General features: G+C 38.8%; 19 protein-coding genes. All 19 read left to right on the forward strand.

Translation table 11 applies throughout. The features are described from left to right. Positions 1 to 13 precede the first annotated feature (13 nt). Complete coding sequence (locus ABNX05_RS17235) at positions 14 to 1,906, forward strand: TP0910 N-terminal domain-containing protein (RefSeq protein WP_349660844.1); 1,893 nt, start codon at positions 14 to 16, stop codon at positions 1,904 to 1,906. Next, positions 1,903 to 2,205 carry an EscU/YscU/HrcU family type III secretion system export apparatus switch protein gene (locus ABNX05_RS17240; RefSeq protein WP_197141877.1) on the forward strand — a complete coding sequence of 101 codons (303 nt, stop codon included), beginning with the start codon at positions 1,903 to 1,905 and terminating at the stop codon, positions 2,203 to 2,205. The genes ABNX05_RS17235 and ABNX05_RS17240 overlap by 4 nt, the downstream gene beginning before the upstream one ends. 160 nt (positions 2,206 to 2,365) lie before the next feature. Then, on the forward strand, positions 2,366 to 3,526 hold the full coding sequence (sucC, locus tag ABNX05_RS17245) for an ADP-forming succinate--CoA ligase subunit beta (protein WP_349660845.1): 1,161 nt from the start codon (positions 2,366 to 2,368) through the stop codon (positions 3,524 to 3,526). Positions 3,527 to 3,543: 17 nt separating this feature from the next. Beyond that, positions 3,544 to 4,446, forward strand: a complete 903-nt coding sequence (gene sucD / locus ABNX05_RS17250; protein ID WP_349660846.1) for a succinate--CoA ligase subunit alpha — start codon at positions 3,544 to 3,546, stop codon at positions 4,444 to 4,446. A 1-nt stretch (position 4,447) separates the two neighbouring features. After that, the gene (locus ABNX05_RS17255; RefSeq protein WP_349660847.1) at positions 4,448 to 4,627 is read left to right on the forward strand and encodes a hypothetical protein; all 180 of its coding nucleotides are present in this window, start codon (positions 4,448 to 4,450) and stop codon (positions 4,625 to 4,627) included. A gap of 29 nt (positions 4,628 to 4,656) precedes the next feature. After that, positions 4,657 to 5,553: a DNA-processing protein DprA gene (gene dprA, locus ABNX05_RS17260; protein ID WP_349660848.1), complete on the forward strand. Its 897-nt coding sequence runs from the start codon at positions 4,657 to 4,659 to the stop codon at positions 5,551 to 5,553. A gap of 91 nt (positions 5,554 to 5,644) precedes the next feature. Beyond that, positions 5,645 to 7,723: a type I DNA topoisomerase gene (gene topA / locus ABNX05_RS17265; RefSeq protein ID WP_349660849.1), complete on the forward strand. Its 2,079-nt coding sequence runs from the start codon at positions 5,645 to 5,647 to the stop codon at positions 7,721 to 7,723. An 18-nt stretch (positions 7,724 to 7,741) separates the two neighbouring features. Further along, the gene (trmFO, locus tag ABNX05_RS17270) at positions 7,742 to 9,055 is read left to right on the forward strand and encodes an FADH(2)-oxidizing methylenetetrahydrofolate--tRNA-(uracil(54)-C(5))-methyltransferase TrmFO (RefSeq protein ID WP_197141882.1); all 1,314 of its coding nucleotides are present in this window, start codon (positions 7,742 to 7,744) and stop codon (positions 9,053 to 9,055) included. A 735-nt stretch (positions 9,056 to 9,790) separates the two neighbouring features. Continuing rightward, complete coding sequence (gene xerC, locus ABNX05_RS17275; protein WP_349660850.1) at positions 9,791 to 10,690, forward strand: tyrosine recombinase XerC; 900 nt, start codon at positions 9,791 to 9,793, stop codon at positions 10,688 to 10,690. A 20-nt stretch (positions 10,691 to 10,710) separates the two neighbouring features. Further along, positions 10,711 to 11,256, forward strand: a complete 546-nt coding sequence (gene hslV / locus ABNX05_RS17280; RefSeq protein ID WP_323645175.1) for an ATP-dependent protease subunit HslV — start codon at positions 10,711 to 10,713, stop codon at positions 11,254 to 11,256. Continuing rightward, on the forward strand, positions 11,256 to 12,656 hold the full coding sequence (hslU, locus tag ABNX05_RS17285) for an ATP-dependent protease ATPase subunit HslU (protein WP_349660851.1): 1,401 nt from the start codon (positions 11,256 to 11,258) through the stop codon (positions 12,654 to 12,656). The genes hslV and hslU overlap by 1 nt, the downstream gene beginning before the upstream one ends. 87 nt (positions 12,657 to 12,743) lie before the next feature. Continuing rightward, on the forward strand, positions 12,744 to 13,523 hold the full coding sequence (gene codY / locus ABNX05_RS17290) for a GTP-sensing pleiotropic transcriptional regulator CodY (protein WP_049668434.1): 780 nt from the start codon (positions 12,744 to 12,746) through the stop codon (positions 13,521 to 13,523). Between the two features lie 941 nt (positions 13,524 to 14,464). Beyond that, on the forward strand, positions 14,465 to 14,857 hold the full coding sequence (gene flgB, locus ABNX05_RS17295; protein WP_349660852.1) for a flagellar basal body rod protein FlgB: 393 nt from the start codon (positions 14,465 to 14,467) through the stop codon (positions 14,855 to 14,857). Between the two features lie 3 nt (positions 14,858 to 14,860). Continuing rightward, the gene (flgC, locus tag ABNX05_RS17300) at positions 14,861 to 15,322 is read left to right on the forward strand and encodes a flagellar basal body rod protein FlgC (RefSeq protein ID WP_349660853.1); all 462 of its coding nucleotides are present in this window, start codon (positions 14,861 to 14,863) and stop codon (positions 15,320 to 15,322) included. A gap of 23 nt (positions 15,323 to 15,345) precedes the next feature. Then, positions 15,346 to 15,651: a flagellar hook-basal body complex protein FliE gene (gene fliE, locus ABNX05_RS17305; protein ID WP_197141891.1), complete on the forward strand. Its 306-nt coding sequence runs from the start codon at positions 15,346 to 15,348 to the stop codon at positions 15,649 to 15,651. A 342-nt stretch (positions 15,652 to 15,993) separates the two neighbouring features. Next, on the forward strand, positions 15,994 to 17,583 hold the full coding sequence (fliF, locus tag ABNX05_RS17310; RefSeq protein WP_349660854.1) for a flagellar basal-body MS-ring/collar protein FliF: 1,590 nt from the start codon (positions 15,994 to 15,996) through the stop codon (positions 17,581 to 17,583). A 15-nt stretch (positions 17,584 to 17,598) separates the two neighbouring features. Next, complete coding sequence (gene fliG, locus ABNX05_RS17315; RefSeq protein ID WP_349660855.1) at positions 17,599 to 18,612, forward strand: flagellar motor switch protein FliG; 1,014 nt, start codon at positions 17,599 to 17,601, stop codon at positions 18,610 to 18,612. Continuing rightward, on the forward strand, positions 18,605 to 19,393 hold the full coding sequence (fliH, locus tag ABNX05_RS17320; RefSeq protein ID WP_349660856.1) for a flagellar assembly protein FliH: 789 nt from the start codon (positions 18,605 to 18,607) through the stop codon (positions 19,391 to 19,393). The genes fliG and fliH overlap by 8 nt, the downstream gene beginning before the upstream one ends. Positions 19,394 to 19,398: 5 nt before the next feature. Further along, complete coding sequence (fliI, locus tag ABNX05_RS17325) at positions 19,399 to 20,724, forward strand: flagellar protein export ATPase FliI (RefSeq protein ID WP_349660857.1); 1,326 nt, start codon at positions 19,399 to 19,401, stop codon at positions 20,722 to 20,724.

Raw genomic sequence — 20,724 nt, forward strand, 5'->3', positions numbered from 1 at the left:
AAGGAGTATGTATATGACAGCCACATCTTTTAATCCGATTCAAATGCAACAAGCTGCAATAACCTCAGCTAATCAGCCACTTACTTTAAAACAAGGACAAATATTTCAAGGAACAATCAAACAATTATATCCAGATCAAATGGCAGAAATACAGGTTGGTCAACAAAAGTTTATTGCTAAACTCGAAGTGCCGCTAAAAGCAGGTGATGCACATTTCTTTCAAGTAACTGGTACAAGCCCACAAACCGAACTAAAAGTTGTTACGGGTCCTATGGCGCAAACGGCTTCCCAAAGTCAACAGATTAATCAGTTACTTGAATCAATGAATTTACCTAAAACAGCTGAATCACAGCAGCTTCTAGCTCATTTTATGAAGGCGCAGCTTCCGATTTCAAAAGAGCAGCTGATGCAGGCAGAAATGTGGTTAAAGGCATTACCTGAGGGCGTAACAAAAATGGATGCCCTGCAAGCCATTCAAAAAATGGTAGAGTTTAAAATGCCAATGACAAATGATGTGTTTCAAGCTCTTCTAAGTGGACAAAAAACTGCAGGCATGGTTTCCATAATGGAAAACTTTACACAGCTTTTAACGAAGGATATAGCTTTACCAGAAAATCTTAAGCAAAATCTAATGCAACAAATACAAGCAATTGCAAAGCCTTTTGAAGTAGAAACAGGTAGTTTAGTCCTTGCTAAGTCCATACAAATATTAACTAATAGTGCGTCTTCTATGAGTGAAAAGATTCAAGCTATGAATAGTTTAAAAGAGGCGGGGATACTACCTCAGCAGGCAACCTTGCAAAATTGGTCCAGCCTTAGCGATGTAAAGCCTATACAGTCAAATCAGCTGCAACAGGCTGGAGAAGTTATTCAAACAATTTTAACGACAAAATCTGACAACATTCATCATCTTGTTGATCAGCTTAGATCATGGACAGCGAATCAAAGCTTGTTAACTAATGAACAAAAGCAATCATTAAATGAACTTATCGATCGATTTAAACAGCTACCAGCAACTAAACAAACGCTAGAGATTTTTGCAAAACAAATGCAAGAACACCTTATAAAGGCATTTGCAGAAAATTCTTCGGCGCGTTTATTTACACAAGACGCTAATGCTCTTTCTGTGAAAGACCATTTATTATCGCTTTTAAAGCATGAAGCAACTACTCCGCTACAAAACGAAGCATTTATGCGAAATCTCATGAGAAATAGTGTTGAATCCCCACAAGCAATGATTCAGCAGATTGTTACACAAGCGGATGCTCATGTACAAAATTCTATGGACAGTAAAGCAATGGAACATGCGCTTAAAACGGTATTAAAAAATTTAGGAGTTAGCTATGAAGCGACTCTTAGTAACAAGTCAGCCGATTTACAGCAGATTGCACATCAATTAAAACCGCAATTACATACATTATTGCAGGAAGCGCACGTTACTCCGCAGCTGAAGGAAGCTGCAGAAATGTTAATGGCACGTATGAATGGCATGCAGCTAGCCTCAGGAGAAAATGGCCATCAGCATCAGCTTATTATGCAAGTACCATTAGAATTTTTCGGCAAGAAAATGGATGCAACATTACAGTGGAATGGACGCATGAAAGAAGATGGTAAAATTGACGCCAATTACGCACGCATATTATTTTATTTACAAATGGAATCTATGAAAGAAACGGTTATTGATATGCAAGTCCAAAACCGTGTCGTTTCTGTGACAGTATTTAATGAAAATAATGAAATTATTCCGCTTGCAGAGCCACTAAAAGCAGCATTAAAAATAGGATTAGCAGAAAAAGAGTATCAACTTTCAGGCGTTTTTATTAAACAATTTGAGAAAGCTCAACCTGAAAAAAACCCTGTAGTAGAACAGCAGGAGGAACATAGTGGGGTGGATTTCCGCATATGAGTGAAGAAAAATTTACTCGAAAAGAGGCTATCGCCCTCACTTATAAGTTAGGTCGTTTTGATAGTCCGACGGTAGTAGCAAAAGGAAAAGGGAAAGTAGCAGAAAATATATTAGCGCGCGCGAATGAGCACGATGTCCCGATATATGAGGATCCTAACCTTGTTCAATTACTCGGACAATTAGATTTAAATGAGTCAATTCCTGAAGAATTATACGAAGCCGTCGCTGAGGTTTTTGCATTTATTTATCGTCTAGATCAACAACATGCGCAAAAATATAGAAAAAATAGAGAATTCTGATTTTCGGAAATATCTGTTTTAGTACACGAAGTAGAAAAAACCGTCATATTTTTATGTAAAAAATGAATAAAAGACAAGGTATAGACTTTATCAGAATCTTTCGTTAGAATAGATTATGTTAGTAAAACAATTTTGCAAATGTTTGATGGGAGGATGTATTATGAATATCCATGAATATCAAGGGAAAGAGATTCTTAGAAAATATGGTGTAGCTGTACCAAACGGAAAAGTTGCTTTTTCCCCTGATGAAGCTGTGAAAGTAGCGAAGGAACTTGGCTCTAATGTAACTGTAGTCAAGGCGCAAATTCATGCAGGTGGACGCGGGAAAGCAGGGGGCGTAAAAATCGCTAAAAACCTTGACGAGGTGCGTACATATGCAAAAGAATTAATAGGTAAAATTTTAGTGACTCATCAAACAGGTCCTGAAGGAAAAGAAGTAAAACGCTTATATATTGAAGAGGGTTCTGATATTCAAAAAGAATACTATTTAAGCTTAGTATTAGACCGCGCAACATCCCGTGTAACAATGATGGGATCTGAAGAGGGCGGCATGGATATTGAGGAAGTAGCGGAATCACATCCAGAAAAAATCTTCAAAGAAGTTGTGGATCCTGTTGTGGGGTTAACAGGTTTCCAGGCACGTCGCATGGCGTTCAATATGAATATTCCAGCAAACCTAATAGGGAAAGCTGTTAAATTAATGTTAGGCTTGTATCAAGCGTTTATCGACAAGGATGCTTCTATTGTAGAAATTAATCCACTTGTTATCACTGGACAAGGAGAAGTTCTAGCATTAGATGCAAAATTCAATTTCGATGCAAATGCGTTGTATCGCCATAAAGATATTGTCGAATTACGTGATTTTGATGAAGAAGATCCGAAGGAAATCGAAGCATCAAAATATGACCTTAGCTATATTTCATTAGATGGCAACATTGGCTGTATGGTTAATGGAGCTGGTCTTGCAATGGCTACAATGGACACAATTAGTTATTATGGCGGAAGCCCTGCTAACTTCTTAGATGTAGGTGGCGGTGCAACTGCTGAAAAAGTAACAGAAGCTTTCAAAATTATCCTTTCTGATCCACATGTAAAAGGTATCTTTGTAAACATTTTTGGCGGAATTATGAAGTGTGACATTATCGCTGAGGGTGTTGTAGCAGCTGCCAAAGAACTTGGCTTAACTGTGCCTTTAGTTGTACGTTTAGAAGGTACAAATGTAGAGCTTGGAAAAGAGATTTTAAATGCATCTGGTTTAAACATCGTTGCAGCGGATTCAATGGCTGACGGTGCACAAAAAATTGTGGGACTAGTAGGCTAAGGAAGGCAGGGAGAACAATGGCTGTATTTATTGATAAAGATACGAAGGTAATTGTACAAGGTATTACGGGGGAAACAGCGCTTTTCCATACGAAGCAAATGCTTGAGTATGGTACTAAAATTGTAGCTGGTGTAACGCCGGGTAAAGGCGGTCTTGAAATCGAAGGAGTGCCTGTATTTAACACTGTAGCGGAAGCTGTGGCTGCAACTGGTGCAACAACTTCAGTTATTTATGTACCTGCTCCATTTGCGGCAGATGCTATTTTAGAGGCTGTTGATGCTGAATTAGAATTAACAATCTGTATAACTGAGCATATTCCTGTACTTGATATGGTTAAGGTAAAACGTTATATGGAAGGTAAAAAGACGCGTCTAGTCGGTCCTAACTGTCCTGGTGTTATTACGGCAGATGAATGTAAGATTGGTATTATGCCTGGTTACATCCATACGAAAGGGCATGTAGGAGTTGTTTCACGCTCTGGTACATTAACATACGAAGCGGTACACCAGTTAACACAAGCTGGTATCGGTCAAACTACAGCTGTAGGGATCGGTGGAGACCCTGTCAATGGTACAAACTTTATCGATGTTTTGGAAGCGTTTAACAACGATCCAGAAACATATGCAGTTGTGATGATTGGGGAAATTGGAGGGACAGCTGAAGAAGAAGCTGCTGAATGGATTAAAGCGAATATGACGAAACCTGTCGTTGGCTTTATCGGTGGACAAACAGCTCCTCCAGGTAAACGTATGGGTCACGCTGGTGCTATTATCTCAGGTGGTAAAGGAACAGCAGCAGAGAAAATTAAGGCTATGAATGCTGCTGGTATTGAAGTAGCAGAAACGCCATCTGTCATTGGTGACACGCTTATTAAAGTAATCAAAGAAAAAGGGCTATACGAAAAGTGTAAAACCCATTAAAATGGAAGATGTAGCACATTGTGGCTACATCTTTTTCTTTAACTTCTTTCAGCGGGTGTTTGGACACATGCTGAAAGAAGTTAAAGCTTCCGGCGGATGGCATGGACTCTGCATTAATATGTTTCTAACTTCCTACTTACTTTTTAGAAAAAGCGGTGTCATTAAAAATGCGGTCATTTAATTTCTTCTATTATAAAAGGAGGCTCTTAAATGATTTTTTCAGTTGATACACAAAGATTGCTAGCTTTACATTATATATACCCATTACCACTTCAAAAACTTCAGCGATTATTGTCCCCGGTGGATTTACTAAGTTATTTTGAGGAAGCGCCCCCCTACGAGATTGCAAAAGCTCTGCAAATATCATCGAGTAGAGCTTTGGAGATATCCAAGAGTTTTCGACAAATTATGACATTGTCGTTTGCAGAAGCTTATGAAAGGGCCAATATTTCCCCGATACCTTTTCAGCATCCTTTTTACCCGGCGCAATTATTTGAAATATCCAGCCCACCTACTGTATTGTATGTGAAAGGTCGGTATTCTCTATTGACGAAAGAAAAACAAGTAACCATTATAGGTTCTAGAAAGGCTACATCATATACAAAAACTGCGATGGACCTAATCGTGCCACCTCTTGTTGAACACGGATATACAGTTGTAAGCGGGCTTGCAAGAGGGGCAGATACGATCGCTCATGAGACAACTATAAAAGTTGGCGGTTCCACAATTGCAGTGCTTGGTCACGGGTTTAATTATATATACCCTAAGGAAAACCAGTTTCTCGCTGAGCATATGGCGGAGCATCAGTTACTTGTCACAGAGTATCCTCCATATATGAAGCCTGAGAAATGGCATTTTCCAATGCGCAACCGAATCATTAGTGGATTGTCCAAAGCTATAGTTGTAACCGAAGCGGCATTAAGAAGTGGCACGCTTATTACAACGGACAATGCATTAGAGCAAGGAAAAGATGTATTTGTTGTACCGGGTCCAATTAATGCGGAGCAATCAAAGGGCACAAATAAACTACTATTAGAAGGAGCTATTCCAGCGTGTAATGGTCACGAAATCGTTGAAACACTTACGCTCTTTTCTAACAAAAATTGAAAAAAAGTTGCATTATCTTAAAATCTGTTATACATTTTGCAACAGGTAACTTAAAAAATTAGCAATAGACCTCGCTAAGGGGGAGACATAGATGGCGGATTATTTAGTGATTGTAGAATCACCAGCAAAAGCAAAAACAATTGAACGATATTTAGGGAAAAAATATAAGGTGAAAGCGTCGATCGGACATGTTCGTGATTTACCACGTAGCCAAATGGGCGTTAGTCCAGAAAATAATTATGAACCTAAATATATTACTATTCGTGGTAAAGGGCCTGTTTTACAGGACTTAAAGTCTGCGGCTAAAAAAGTGAAGAAAGTCTTTCTAGCGGCCGATCCAGACCGCGAGGGAGAAGCGATTGCTTGGCACCTTGCGACTGCATTAAATATCGATATTCAATCAGATTGTCGTGTCGTTTTTAATGAAATTACAAAAGATGCGATTGTAGAATCCTTTAAAAACCCACGTCCTATTAATATGGATTTAGTAGATGCACAGCAAACACGCCGAATATTGGACAGACTTGTTGGTTATAACATTAGTCCGATTCTTTGGAAAAAGGTTAAAAAGGGATTATCAGCAGGGCGAGTACAATCTGTAGCACTACGCATGATTATTGATCGTGAAAATGAAATTAAAAACTTCCAACCGGAAGAATATTGGACAATTGAAGGTTCTTTTGAAAAAGGGAAGAAAACGTTCGATGCGCTTTATTACGGTAATGGCAAAGAAAAAATTAAATTAACAAATGAAGAACAAGTAAAATCTATTTTAAAAAATGTTAAAGGTACAAGTTTTGAAGTTGTTAATGTATCGAAAAAAGAACGTAAACGAAATGCAGCACCTGCTTTTACAACATCTTCTTTACAGCAAGAGGCAGCGCGTAAGTTAAATTTCCGTGCTAAGAAAACGATGATGCTTGCGCAACAATTATATGAAGGTATTGATGTTGGTAAAAAAGAGGGGACAGTCGGTTTAATTACTTATATGCGTACCGATTCTACACGTATTTCAGATACAGCAAAAACAGAGGCAGTAGCCTACATTGAATCCAAATACGGCAAAGAATTCATCTCAACAGAGTCGAAGCAGGCTAAAAAAGCATCAAATGCACAAGATGCCCATGAGGCTATTCGTCCAACTAGTACGATGCGAACTCCAGATGAATTAAAGGCAGTGCTTAGTCGCGATCAATTGCGCTTATATCGTTTAATTTGGGAGCGTTTTATCGCAAGTCAGATGGCGCCGGCCGTACTTGATACAGTAGCTGTTGATTTGCAAAATGGGGATGTTTTATTCCGCGCAAACGGCTCGCAAGTTAAATTTGCCGGCTTTATGAAACTCTATATTGAGGGTACAGATGATCAAACAGAAGAGACAAACAAGCTTCTACCTGAAATGGAAGTTGGCGATCAAGTAAAATCACTTGAAATCGAGCCGAAGCAACATTTCACACAGCCACCACCACGTTATTCAGAGGCGCGTCTTGTAAAAACAATGGAAGAGTTAGGTATAGGGCGCCCGTCCACATATGCACCGACCCTCGATACAATTCAGCGCCGTGGCTATGTCGTATTAGATGCAAAACGATTTATGCCGACAGAGCTAGGAGAAATCGTGCACCAACTCGTACTTGAGTTTTTCCCTGATATCATAAATATCGAATTCACAGCACAAATGGAACAAGATTTGGATGATATTGAAGAAGGCGGTCGTCAGTGGAAAGAAGTTGTACATGAGTTTTATAAGGATTTTGAGGTCCATGTAAAATATGCAGATGAGGCAATGGAAAAGGTTGTTATAAAAGATGAACCGGCTGGCGAGGATTGTGAGCTTTGTGGATCTCCAATGGTCTACAAGCTTGGACGATACGGAAAATTTATGGCTTGTTCAAACTTCCCGGATTGCCGCAATACAAAAGCTATTATGAAACCTATTGGCGTAAAGTGTCCTTCTTGTGAGACAGGCGAAATTGTAGAACGTAAGAGTAAAACAAAGCGTTTATTCTATGGTTGCAATCAGTACCCTGAGTGTGAATTTGTTTCATGGGACAAGCCAATTAATAGACCTTGTCCGAAATGTAGTGCATTATTAGTAGAGAAAAAAATTAAAAAAGGTGTTCAAATTCAGTGTACGAAATGTGACTATGAAGAGACACCTACTCAATGATAGAAAGATGGTAAGGACATGACTGAACAAGTAGTAAATGTAATAGGCGCAGGGCTTGCAGGCAGTGAGGCTGCTTGGCAAATTGCTCAACGTGGTGTGAAAGTTAAACTTTATGAAATGCGTCCAGTAAAACAAACACCAGCTCACCATACTGATAAATTTGCGGAGCTTGTTTGTTCGAACTCCCTACGTGCAAATGGATTAACGAATGCCGTAGGTGTGATTAAAGAAGAAATGCGTATTTTAGACTCTGTAATTATGAAGGCGGCCGATGCATGTTCAGTACCAGCAGGCGGTGCCTTAGCAGTGGATCGACATGAATTTGCAGGCTATGTGACAGAAGCGGTGAAAAATCATCCTCTTGTGGAAGTTATTCATGAAGAAGTCACTGATATTCCAGAAGGTATTACTGTTATTGCCACAGGACCACTAACATCGAAAGCTTTAGCTGAAAAAGTTCAGGGCTTAACAGGTTTAGATTATCTATATTTCTATGATGCAGCAGCACCAATTATTGAAAAAGATAGCATCGATATGGAAAAAGTTTATTTAAAGTCTCGTTACGATAAAGGGGAAGCAGCTTATTTAAACTGTCCTATGACAAAGGAAGAATTTGATCGTTTCCGTCAAGCGTTAATCGAGGCAGAGGTTGTGCCATTAAAAGAATTTGAAAAAGAAATTTACTTTGAAGGATGTATGCCTATCGAAGTAATGGCTGCTCGCGGTGAGAAAACAATGTTATTTGGACCGATGAAGCCAGTAGGTCTAGAAGATCCAAAAACAGGGAAACGCCCTTATGCAGTTGTCCAGTTACGTCAAGACGATGCAGCAGGAACTCTTTACAATATCGTTGGCTTCCAAACGCACTTAAAATGGGGACCACAGAAGGAAGTACTACAATTAATTCCGGGATTAGAGAATGTTGAAATCGTTCGTTATGGCGTAATGCATAGAAATACATTCATTAATTCGCCAAAGGTTCTAGAGAAAACGTACCAACTTCGAGAGCAAAAAAATATTTTCTTTGCGGGTCAAATGACAGGTGTAGAAGGATATGTTGAATCTGCTGGTAGTGGATTAATTGCCGGTATTAATGCAGCTCGATTAGCATTAGGACAAGAGCAAATTATCTTCCCGTTTGAAACGGCTTTAGGTAGTATGGCGCGTTATATAACAGAAGCGCAATCGAAAAATTTCCAGCCGATGAACGTTAACTTTGGAATTTTCCCTGAACTACCACCAGGACGTCGTTCGAAGCCAGAGCGTGCAGAGATGCATGCTACACGTGCAATAAGCACAATTCGTAATTTTGTGAATTCACAAACAATTTGATTGCAAAAGGCCTCTAAAAGTTGGTATACTCTTAGAGGCTTTTTCTTTTTTTGTAGCAAAATGCTAATTTACACGTGTTTTATTATTTTGTATGGAGATTTTCTCAAAATATAAACATTTTCACTTGCTATATGACGAAGATAGGTATAGTGTCAATATGTATGTTTTCTACATTAACGATACCCAAAGTGACAAACTAAAGAGGATCATCGAAAATCGACATTCTTTTAATGGCAAGTAAAAGCACTTTAGGCTCATCAGCCAACGTTGAATGGCATTTGTAAAAAACGTATGCCATGTATATAAGTTGATTGGAGTAGAGGCTGGGCGACTCCTTGGGGATCAGCGAGATAGAGGAACGAAGGCTAAGAGTATCACGTCCTGTGATAACGCCTTCGTGACCAACATCATGCCGCTGTCGCTACGTTAGCACTACGCTTTCGCGCAAAAAATATCTGTTGGCCCAAGCGGCTCATCGGACGCCCCCAGGAAGCTTTGCTCTGTGCGAAAGCGTAGCGACAGCAACAACAAATGTTTTCTGTAACGAAAGCAAAGCGGTTGCAACAAATGTTTTAACTGTGCGAAAGCGAAGCGGCAGCAACAAATGTTTTAACTGTGCGAAAGCGAAGCGGCAGCAACAAAGCGCCCAGCCGGAACGGAAATCAACCCCACGTTATGGTGATGCCCTGTAATTAGAGAAGATTATCAATAAATCTATTGGTGGTGAATCTTTTTATGTTAGTTTCGTCCCAAGATGCACTTGAACAGTTTATGCTTTATATCCAAATTGAAAAAAACTTCTCTGTTCATACAGTGCGAGAATATGAATCGGACCTACTAGATTTTTTAGCGTTTTTGCAAGCGGAGGGCGTAAATGATTTAGCTAGTGTTGAGTATATACATGCACGTCTTTATGTAACAAAGTTGTACGATGAAAAGAGAGCAAGATCATCTGTATCAAGGAAAATCTCCTCAATACGCTCCTTCTTTCGCTTTCTAAATAAACAGCACGGATTAGATGATGGGGCATTTCGATCACTTTATCATCCGAAAAAAGAATCACGTTTACCTAGTTTTTTCTATGAAGAAGAATTGATGCAGCTATTTGATGCGAATGTCGGCGATGATTTGAAATCATTAAGAAATATGGCTATATTGGAGCTGTTATATGCGACAGGTATTCGTGTAAGTGAGCTCACCTCAATTCAAGTAGAAGATGTTGATTTCCATTATTCGATTATTAGGGTAATGGGGAAAGGGCGAAAAGAACGCATTATTCCATTCGGGCAATTTGCGAGTTTAGCTATGCAGGATTACATAGAACAAGCTCGTCCACGATTGATGAAAAACACAAGTCATCAGCAATTGTTTGTCAACATGCGCGGTGGGGAACTTACTCCACGAGGTGTACGTCATATTTTAACTGAAATGATTGACAAAGCCTCGCTCCATACGAAAATATATCCACATATGCTTCGCCATACTTTTGCCACACATTTATTGAATAATGGCGCAGATTTACGTACGGTGCAGGAGTTATTAGGCCATGCTCATTTAACTTCTACACAAGTTTACACTCATGTAACAAAAGAGCATCTACGTCAAACATATATGAATGCTCATCCAAGGGCATAATAAGCTAAGGAGGAAAGCGAATGGGACAAATTCATGCGACAACGATATTTGCAGTTCATCATAACGGGGGTTGCGCGATGGCAGGTGATGGTCAAGTGACCCTGGGAAATGCGGTTGTTATGAAAGGTACAGCAAGGAAGGTCAGACGTCTGTTTAATGGTCAGGTGCTTGCCGGGTTTGCGGGATCGGTTGCCGATGCTTTTACACTTTTTGAAATGTTTGAAGGAAAGTTAAATGAATACAATGGCAACTTACAACGTGCAGCAGTAGAAGTTGCTAAGCAATGGCGCGGTGATAAAATGCTACGTCAATTAGAGGCTATGTTACTTGTAATGGATAAAAGTACACTCCTTCTTGTTTCGGGTACGGGAGAAGTAATTGAACCGGATGATGGAGTTTTAGCAATTGGTTCAGGGGGTAACTTTGCATTATCAGCAGGTCGTGCCCTGAAAAAGTATGCAGGTGATACAATGTCTGCTCGTGAAATTGCAGAAGCGGCATTAGAAACCGCTGCTGGAATCTGTGTGTTTACGAATCATAATATTATAGTGGAGGCGCTTAACTAATGACACAAAATAATTTAACGCCAAGACAAATTACTGAGCATTTGGATCGTTATATCGTTGGACAAAATGAAGCGAAGCGAGCGGTAGCTATTGCACTACGTAATCGATATCGTCGTTCGCTGCTAAGTGATGAGATGAAGGCTGAGGTAATTCCGAAAAATATTTTGATGATTGGACCTACAGGTGTCGGAAAAACGGAAATTGCTCGAAGAATTGCAAAGCTAACGGGTGCACCATTTGTAAAAGTTGAAGCAACGAAGTTTACAGAAGTAGGATATGTAGGACGAGACGTAGAGTCAATGGTACGTGATGTAGTAGAAGCTTCACATCGTCTTGTAAAAGAAGAAATGATGGAGTCTGTGAAGGACCAAGCCGAAGAATTAGCAAACGAAGCTATAGTTAAGTTGTTGGTTCCTTCATTACGAAAAAAACAGTCCATGCAAAATCCGTTTGAAATGTTATTTGGCGGAAAAGAACAGCAAGCCAATGATGATTCTTCTTCTGAAGAAACTGAAGTACGCTCCAAACGTGCGCAAATCGCTATCGATTTACGTAATGGTAAATTAGAAAATGAATGGGTTACAGTTGAAGTAACTGAACAAAATCCTTCTATTTTTGATGCGTTACAAGGAACGGGTATGGATATGTCTGCAAACAATGGTATGCAGGATATGCTGTCTAGTTTAATGCCTAAAAAGCAGAAAAAACGTCGTCTACAGGTGAAAGACGCACGTCGTATTTTAACGATCGAGGAAGCAAATAAACTCATAGATGCAGACGAAGTTGCTCAAGAAGCGATTTCAAGAGCTGAACAATCAGGTATTATTTTTATTGATGAAATTGATAAAATCGCTAGTAAGGATAGTAACTCCTCTGCAAACGTATCACGTGAGGGTGTGCAACGTGATATTCTACCAATTGTTGAAGGTTCTACTGTAACGACAAAATACGGTGCTGTAAAAACTGACTTTATGCTTTTCATTGCTGCTGGAGCGTTTCATATGTCGAAGCCGTCAGATTTAATTCCTGAATTGCAAGGTCGATTCCCGATTCGAGTGGAGCTTGAAAAATTAACGAAACAAGATTTTGTACGTATTTTGCAAGAGCCAGATCAATCACTTATTCTGCAATACAAGGCATTATTAGAAACTGAAGGCGTGGAGATAAACTTTACGGAAGACGCGATTGAGCGAATTGCAGAAATTGCAACTGAGGTCAATCAGGAGACTGATAATATTGGAGCTCGACGTTTGCACACAATTTTAGAACGCTTATTAGAAGAATTATCATTTGAAGCTGCTGAAATTGCACCTGCAAATATTCCAATCACTGCTACGTATGTAGATCAAAAACTTGCGGGTATAGTAAAAAACAAAGATTTGTCTCAGTTTATATTGTAAGATAAGGCTGAATAGTTTCATTCAGTTGAAAAAACATTTAGAATATTAAGAAAATACTCTTCGGATTATTTATAGGAGGAACATATAATGAATTTATTAGAAAAAACGCGTAAAATTAACTCGATGCTCCAAGCATCTGCTGGTAAACCAGTAAACTTTAAAGAAATGGCAGATACATTAGGAGATATTATCGACAGTAATGTTTATATTGTAAGCCGTAAAGGGAAGCTTTTAGGTATTTCAATTCACCAACAAATTGAAAACGAGCGTATGAAAAAGATGTTCGAAGAGCGTCAATTCCCAGAAGAATATACACATAGCTTGTTTACAATTTCTGAAACATCTTCAAACTTAGATATTAATGACGAACATACTGCTTTCCCAGTTGAAAACAAAGAGTTATTCCAAAATGCATTAACAACGATTGTACCGATTGTTGGTGGTGGTGAGCGTCTTGGTACATTAATTCTTGCTCGTTTATCTTCACAATTCGAGGATGATGATTTAATTTTAGCTGAGTACGGTGCAACAGTAGTTGGTATGGAAATTTTACGTGAGAAATCTGAGGAAATTGAAGAGGAAGCTCGTAGCAAAGCTGTTGTACAAATGGCAATCAATTCACTTTCATACAGTGAGTTAGAGGCTATTGAACATATCTTTGAAGAGCTTGATGGCCATGAAGGCTTACTAGTTGCTTCAAAAATTGCAGACCGAGTTGGTATTACACGTTCAGTAATCGTAAACGCATTACGTAAACTAGAATCTGCAGGTGTAATCGAATCTCGCTCTTTAGGTATGAAAGGTACTTACATTAAAGTACTGAACGATAAATTCTTAAATGCATTAGCTGAAATTAAAATGAAATAATAAAATAGCGTCCTTTTGGGACGATCTAAGGCATCTGGAATAATTTTGTTCTAGATGCCTTTTGTCATATAGAGAATCAAAATGGCGAAAGGAAACTTTGTGAATGTTGTGGCCTTACTATTCCCTTTCCGGGCTTCTTACTTTCCTATGACAAGCGTCGACCACCACTTTCTCCTCTTTAGTCCCTATATTGGCACTACGCTTTCGCACAAAAAAACTGTGTCGCTGTCGGTACAATAACACTACGCTTTCTCACAATAAAGCCTTCGGCGGATTTGACACAAAAAATTCATTGGAAACAGAAAGGTATCTGGGATAATCTTGTTCAGATGCCTTTTGTAATTCGACGAAATTTCGACGAAATTTGCGGTTGGGTTTACATGCTTTAATTATGTCGAATCATGTTTTAGTACTAAATAGGGGGGAGAAATCATCTATATTTTAATCCTTTCTCTCATTTTTTATAGGTAAGTTTTCGACCCTCTTAGTCGCTAATGTCATTGCTTTATCCCTAAATTTGTCTTTTTACATATGCGCTACTTTTTGCGTAGGAGATAAAAACATATGCTCCAATTGTTACTTGTAAGACAGTATGGAATAACTATTCTGAATTTTGTGTAATATTTTAGCCTTATGCTTAAATAGTAAAAAGGAACTCTAATTTAGACATTGTGTCTACTGTTGTTTTGGTAAAAAAAGGAATAAAATAGATCCTAAAACCGTAAACACTGTCGAAATGGTGTAAAATGACTAGTGTTGGGTAGGGTGGCTATGAATCCAGTGGTATCAAGGGATGCAGAAGTATTGTCCTGGTTATTTGCGTATAAAAATGGGTCGTTTATACTATCAAAAAGTGACAAAAGACAATAGACACTACGTATCATCTTAATTACAATTGTATTATTGGATAAAATAAGAAGTACAAGAATGAGGTGAGCTTTTTGGATTTGTTTGGAGGAACTATTAGTAAGCTGGAAAATGGACTTTCTTATGCAACTTTGAATCATAAAACGATCGCTAATAACATCGCGAATGTCGATACGCCGAACTATAAGGCGAAAAATGTAAGTTTTAAAGATATGTTGGAGAAAGAACAACAAATGTCAATTTCGGCATATCGTACGGATAATAGACATTTTGATTTCGCGATTCGACAATCAACGCCTGGTGTGAATAATATAGATGGCTTACGTTATCGAAATAATGGTAATGCCGTAGATATGGATGCTGAACAGACGAAACTTGCAAAAAACCAAATTTATTACAACGCATTAATTGAACGCATGAACGGTAAGCTAAATACTCTAAATACGGTTATTAAAGGAGGTAAGTAATAGATGTCTATTTTTCATGGAATGAACACTACTGCCTCAGCATTAACGGCACAGCGTTTACGAATGGATGTAGTTTCGTCAAATATGGCAAACATGGATTCAACCCGTGCTAGACAAGTGAACGGGGAGTGGGAGCCATACCGCAGAAAATCTGTAACGTTTACAGCGCAAGAGGGACAGTTTTCTCAGTTCTTTAATGCCGCAGTTGGCAAAAATGCAAAAAGTGGTGTTGGCAACGGCGTAAAAGTTACACAAATAAAAGAAGATAGAGAAACACCTTTCAAACTTGTGTATGATCCAACTCATCCAGATGCAAATGCAGATGGCTATGTAAATATGCCGAATGTAGATCCATTAAAAGAAATGGTAGATTTAATGTCAGCTACTCGTTCCTACGAGGCAAACATAACGGTATTGAATGCAAATAAATCCATGCTGACAAAGGCTTTAGAGATTGGAAGATAAATAAGAGGAAGGGAAGATACATAATGACAATTTCGTCCGTTTCACAAATGACACCTACGCAGGTTGTAAATGAAACAAATAAACTTAATGTGACACCTTATGAAGCACAACAGAGCTTTGCGAACTCGTTAAAAGAAGCAATATCGAAGGTTAATGATCAACAAATTACTTCTGATAACCTTACTCAAAAGTTAATTAATGGTGGAGATGTAGAGTTGCACGAAGTGATGATTGCATCACAAAAGGCGAGCATTACATTAAATGCAACAATTGAAGTTCGCAATAAGGTGATTGAAGCTTACCAAGAAATAATGCGTATGAGTGTCTAACTTTAATTGAATAAGCTCTATTGAAGTAAAGAATTTATCCCATATTTTAAATGGATGATTGATGTGGAGGTTGGATGACTCCAGAGGGATCACGTTCATGATACAGAAGGTGGTAGCCTTGAAGTGAGTGAGACAATAGAAAAGCGAAGGCAATTACATCATGTATTGTGATAATGCTTTCGTGGCCAACATCCTGATTGCCCCAAATGGTTTATCGGACGCTCCTAGTCGAAACGGAAATCAATACGTTATGGTGATGATAATGATTGAATGTTATGGGATATCACTGTTTTCGCGAATTATTAGATGGATAGGTTGTTCACTATAACCGGAGGATTCATAATGAATGAACGATTGACGAAAATAAAAAACGACACCAGCCAATTTTGGACAAGTCGTAGTAAAAAACAAAAAATTGTAATGATTGGTTCAGTGGTAGGGGTACTAGCACTTGCTGCTGTTATTACATTTTTTGCCACAAAAATTACATATGTACCACTTTATAAAGATTTATCGACAAGTGAAATCGGAAAAGTGAAGGAAGAGTTAGATACCAAAGGTGTAAAATATGAACTTGCACCGGGGGGAACATCGATTTTAGTGCCTGAAGAACAAGTTGATTCATTGTTAGTACAGTTGGCATCGGACGGATATCCGCAAACAGGGTCGATTGATTACTCGTTTGCAAATAGCTCTGGGTTTGGTATGACAGATAATGAGTTTAACCTATTAAAAAAAGCTGCGACTGAAACAGAAATTGCAAAGCTTTTTAAAAATCTAGAGGGTGTAAAAGATGCAAAGGTAATGATCAACGTTCCAGAAGAGGGAGTTTTCCTAAAGGATGTTAAAGAAGATGCGACAGCATCTATTGTTTTGAATACTGATCCTGGCTATAAATTTACTGAGCAACAAATTGCCACTATGTACAATTTAGTTGCCAAAAGTGTTCCGAATTTAAAGACGGACGATATTGTTATTTCTAACCAATTTTCTGAGTACTTTGATCTAAATGCTCCAACTACTGACGGAGCTTCAACTACGACAGCTGAAGGTCAGTTACAAGCGAAGAAATTGGTTGAGCGTGATCTACAACGTCAAGTCCAAAATATGCTAGGTACGCTTATGGGACAAGACAAAGTAATTGTTTCTGTGACAACAGACATCGACTTCAAAAAAGAAAATCGTGAAGAAAACCTAGTTACACCGGTTGATGAAGAGAATATGGAAGGAATCGCCATTAGTGCTCAACGTATTTCGGATCAATATTCTGGTACAGCTGCGGCTACTGGTACACCTGAAGCTGAAACGACGACAGATAACTTTACCACTTATAACGAAGGTACCATGGGTAACGGGGATTCCGAGCATACCGAAGAAACAATTAATTATGACGTAAATCGTATACGCAAAGAAATCCAAGAGGCACCATATAAAATTCAAGATATTGGGATCCAAGTAATTGTTGAACCGCCGACAGCAACTGACGCAGCAACATTACCAGATGGTATTCGTGAGGATATCCAGCAAATTTTAAGTACTATTGTTCGTACGACGATTTCTAAAGATGTAGCAACTGAACTTACTCAAGATCAAATCGATGAAAAAGTAGCTGTTTCAGTGCATCCTTTAAATGGTAAAGTAACAGAGACAGCTAGCGAAAAATCTGTTATTCCATGGTGGGTTTGGGTAATTGGCGGCATATTACTTGCTGTCATAGTATTGCTTGCATTCTTCATTGTCCGTTCACGAAAACGTGCGCAGGAAGAAGAAGAACTAAGTATCCTAGATGAACAAGAAGAACTAATGATTGAAGATATAAATGAAGAAATTGAAACGGAAGCTACAATGCGTCGTAAGCAGCTTGAAAAAATGGCCAAAGATAAGCCAGACGATTTTGCGAAGTTACTGCGTAGTTGGATTGCGGAAGACTAACTAGGAGGTTCGGCTGTGTCCAAGAAAGAAAAGGAATTAACAGGAAAACAAAAGGCCGCTCTCTTGTTAATTTCATTAGGGCCTGAGGTTTCAGCTTCTGTCTATAAACATTTAACAGAAGAAGAAATTGAACGTTTAACATTAGAGATTTCAAGCGTTAAAAAAGTAGAAGCAAATGTGAAAGAGGAAATTATTGAGGAATTTCACAATATTGCACTTGCACAAGATTATATTACACAGGGCGGTATTGGTTACGCGAAGACAGTATTGGAAAAAGCTCTTGGTGTAGAACAGGCGCAAACAATTATTAATCGCCTTACATCTTCTTTACAAGTACGTCCTTTTGACTTTGCGCGTAGAGCTGATCCAGCACAAATTTTTAACTTTATTCAAAATGAACATCCACAAACAATTGCCCTTATTCTCTCTTATTTAGAGGCAGGGCAAGCGGGTGTGATTTTATCTTCATTGCCACAGGAAGTACAGGCTGATATAGCTAAGCGTATTGCTGTAATGGATTCAACTTCCCCAGAAGTTATTAGTGAAATTGAATCCGTTTTAGAGCGTAAGTTATCATCGACTGTGACACAAGATTACACTGAAACGGGTGGCATTGATGCAGTTGTTGAAGTGTTAAATGGTGTAGACCGACAAACGGAAAAAACGATTCTCGATGCACTCGAAATTCAAGATCCAGAGCTTGCAGAAGAAATCAAAAAACGTATGTTTGTATTCGAAGATATTGTTACGCTCGACAATCGTTCGATACAACGTGTTATTCGCGATTGTGAAAATGAAGACTTACTGCTTTCAATGAAAGTTTCAAGTGAAGAAGTAAAAGACATTATTTTCCGCAATATGTCACAACGTATGGCTGAGACATTTAAGGAAGAAATGGAAATTATGGGTCCTGTTCGTCTGCGTGACGTAGAGGAAGCGCAATCTCGAATTGTAGCGGTCATTCGTCGCTTAGAGGATGCTGGTGAGATTATTATTGCACGTGGTGGAGGAGATGACGTCATTGTCTAGAATCATCCGTTCTGTACATACACAGTCCAATGGCGATCATGTCAAAAAGATTCAAATCCGTGAAATGTTTGAGTTGCATGAGATAGAAAATGGAGAAATTCAACCTCAAAAACAGATTACTATGGAAGAAGTGCTAGAAGAACGCGAGCGCTTGCTTGCGGAAGCTAGAGCTACTATACAGGCTGAACGCGAGGCTTTTGAACAAGAAAAGCAAATATTCTCCCAGGAAATTGAACATTTAAAGCAAGACTGGGAAGAAGAACGACCTAATCGAGTGCAAGAAGCTTATGATGAAGGATTTGGTCAAGGTTATGAGGATGGGACAAACAAAGCGAATGAAGCGCTGGCGCAATCTCTCCAAACGGCCAATGAAATAATTATTCAAGCGGGGGAGAATGCTCGGAAATATATTGAAGATCAAGAATCGGTTATTTTAGAGCTAGGTTTAACCGCCGCAGAGCGAATTATTGATACATCTTTAGAGCGAGACAACGAATTATTTGTGTCAATCGTTCGTAGAGGACTTAAAGAAGCAAGAGAAATGAAAGAAATAAAAATCTATGTTTCACCTACTTACTATGCATTAATAACTGGTAATCGTGATGAACTAGCTGAAATGTTCCCAACTGACGTACCATTTATGATTTTTGTAAATGAGGATTTAGAAAATGAAACAGATTGTTATATAGAAACAAATCATGGCCGTATTGTTGTAAGTATTGATGAGCAATTAAACGAACTAAGATTGAAATTACATGAAATATTAGAAAGTAAGGAATGATCTAGATGAAAACGGCTCAATTAATCGAACAAATTCCTCAAATACCAACCTTTAAAAAGTTTGGTAGAGTTACTAGAGTTGTCGGCTTGATGATTGAGTCGCAAGGTCCAGATAGTTCCATTGGTGACGTTTGTAAAATTTATGTGGAAACTTCTAAAAACGGTCATCAAATTATCTTGGCAGAGGTTGTAGGCTTCAAAGATGAAATTGTCGTCTTAATGCCTTTTACCTCCCTAAGAGAAATATCAATTGGCTGTCTAGTTGAAGGTACAGGGGCACCACTTGAAGTAAAAGTTGGCCCCGAGCTAATTGGTAAAGTACTTGATTCTATGGGGAATCCGATTGATGGAACTTTATTGCCGAAAGGATTAATGTCAGTTCCGACAGAGCAGGATCCACCAAATCCGCTAACACGCCCACCTATTAATGAAAGACTCGAAGTAGGCGTTAAAGCAATTGATGGCATGCTTACAGTGGGTAATGGACAACGTGTTGGTATTTTCGCAGGATCTGGGGTCGGGAAAAGTACACTGCTCGGTATGATTGCGCGAAATACACAAGCGGATTTAAACGTAATCGCACTAATTGGAGAGCGTGGTCGTGAAGTTCGTGAGTTTATAGAGCGAGACTTAGGGCCAGAGGGTTTAAGTCGTTCTATAGTTGTTGCTGCCACTTCCGATCAGCCTGCACTAATGCGTATTAAAGGTGCCTTTACCGCAACGGCGATTGCCGAGTATTTTAGAAATCGTGGCTTAAATGTCATGTTGATGATGGACTCTGTGACTCGTGTTGCTATGGCACAGCGTGAGATTGGTCTTGCGACAGGTGAACCTCCAGCTCAAAAAGGGTACACACCATCTGTTTTTGCGATTTTACCTAAATTATTAGAGCGCACAGGCACTAATGAGAAAGGCTCTATTACAGCATTTTATACAGTATTAGTAGATGGTGATGATATGAATGAGCCGATTGCAGATACTGTACGAGGGATTTTAGACGGTCATATAGTCCTTGATCGAAACCTTGCCAATAAAGGTCAATATCCAGCTATTAATGTATTAAAAAGCGTCAGCCGTTTGATGAATCATGTGGCAGAACCAGAGCACAAAAAGGCTGCAGAACGATTAAGAGAGCTTTATTATACATATGACAAGTCTGAGGATCTAATTAATATCGGTGCATATAAGAAAGGAACGTCAAAAGAAATTGATGAAGCTATTTACTATGAACCGCTCATTACCGCTTATTTAAAGCAAGGTTATTTAGATAAAGTGACCCTTGTGGAAAGTATGAATGAGTTAATTTCATTATCGAACGGTGGTGGACGTTAG

The sequence above is a fragment of the Lysinibacillus zambalensis genome (genome assembly GCF_040183165.1).
In the GTDB taxonomy this organism is placed as follows: domain Bacteria; phylum Bacillota; class Bacilli; order Bacillales_A; family Planococcaceae; genus Lysinibacillus; species Lysinibacillus zambalensis.

Coding starts and splice junctions, on each gene's coding strand:
- ABNX05_RS17235 (WP_349660844.1), top strand. CDS start 14: ATGACAGCCACATCTTTTAATCCGATTCAAATGCAACAAGCTGCAATA.
- ABNX05_RS17240 (WP_197141877.1), top strand. CDS start 1,903: ATGAGTGAAGAAAAATTTACTCGAAAAGAGGCTATCGCCCTCACTTAT.
- sucC (WP_349660845.1), top strand. CDS start 2,366: ATGAATATCCATGAATATCAAGGGAAAGAGATTCTTAGAAAATATGGT.
- sucD (WP_349660846.1), top strand. CDS start 3,544: ATGGCTGTATTTATTGATAAAGATACGAAGGTAATTGTACAAGGTATT.
- ABNX05_RS17255 (WP_349660847.1), top strand. CDS start 4,448: ATGGAAGATGTAGCACATTGTGGCTACATCTTTTTCTTTAACTTCTTT.
- dprA (WP_349660848.1), top strand. CDS start 4,657: ATGATTTTTTCAGTTGATACACAAAGATTGCTAGCTTTACATTATATA.
- topA (WP_349660849.1), top strand. CDS start 5,645: ATGGCGGATTATTTAGTGATTGTAGAATCACCAGCAAAAGCAAAAACA.
- trmFO (WP_197141882.1), top strand. CDS start 7,742: ATGACTGAACAAGTAGTAAATGTAATAGGCGCAGGGCTTGCAGGCAGT.
- xerC (WP_349660850.1), top strand. CDS start 9,791: ATGTTAGTTTCGTCCCAAGATGCACTTGAACAGTTTATGCTTTATATC.
- hslV (WP_323645175.1), top strand. CDS start 10,711: ATGGGACAAATTCATGCGACAACGATATTTGCAGTTCATCATAACGGG.
- hslU (WP_349660851.1), top strand. CDS start 11,256: ATGACACAAAATAATTTAACGCCAAGACAAATTACTGAGCATTTGGAT.
- codY (WP_049668434.1), top strand. CDS start 12,744: ATGAATTTATTAGAAAAAACGCGTAAAATTAACTCGATGCTCCAAGCA.
- flgC (WP_349660853.1), top strand. CDS start 14,861: ATGTCTATTTTTCATGGAATGAACACTACTGCCTCAGCATTAACGGCA.
- fliE (WP_197141891.1), top strand. CDS start 15,346: ATGACAATTTCGTCCGTTTCACAAATGACACCTACGCAGGTTGTAAAT.
- fliF (WP_349660854.1), top strand. CDS start 15,994: ATGAATGAACGATTGACGAAAATAAAAAACGACACCAGCCAATTTTGG.
- fliI (WP_349660857.1), top strand. CDS start 19,399: ATGAAAACGGCTCAATTAATCGAACAAATTCCTCAAATACCAACCTTT.